Consider the following 572-nt stretch of genomic DNA (forward strand, 5'->3'; position numbering starts at 1 on the left):
GAAGCTGGTGCCGGGCTTCTGCATCGCCATCGAGCCGATGGTGAGCCTGGGGACGGCGAAGACGCACGTCCTCGAGGACGACTGGACGGTCCTGACGGACGACCTGACGTGGTCCTCGCACTGGGAGCACTCCATCGCCGTCACGGAGGCGGGGCCGCTGGTGCTGACGGCTCCTGACGGCGGCAAGGCGAAGCTGGCCGCCATGGGCATCACGGCGGCGCCGGACCCGCTGGCCTAGCGCCCCGAAGGGGCGCGGGGCTGTATCGATATGCGGCTCCGCCGCGTGGGCGCGACCAGCCACGACGCACCCGCGGCCGAGGTGCTCGGGGCTTCGCCCCGGACCTCTGGGGTGGTGCGTCGGCTGCAGGCCGTCGGTGGCTGGTCGCGCAGTTCCCCGCGCCCCTTACGGGGCGCAGGCTGCCTACTTCGTACCCAGCATCCGCTTCAGCAGGTCCCGCAGGGACGCCCGCTCGGCAGCGGACAGCTCGGCCAACGGCTCGCGAGCAAAGTGCAACGACTCCCGCCACCGCGCCGAGGTGCTCCGCCCCTCCTCCGTGACGGCGGCGAGTTTC

General features: G+C 72.6%; 1 pseudogene. It reads left to right on the forward strand.

Annotated features, from left to right (window positions below):
• Positions 1–238: pseudogene (locus I6F66_RS21670) on the forward strand (hypothetical protein); the annotation flags it as partial.
• Between the last annotated feature and the right edge of the window lie 334 nt (positions 239–572).

The sequence above is a fragment of the Pseudoalteromonas sp. NZS100_1 genome, from assembly GCF_015864285.1.
Lineage (GTDB): Bacteria > Pseudomonadota > Gammaproteobacteria > Enterobacterales > Alteromonadaceae > Pseudoalteromonas > Pseudoalteromonas arctica.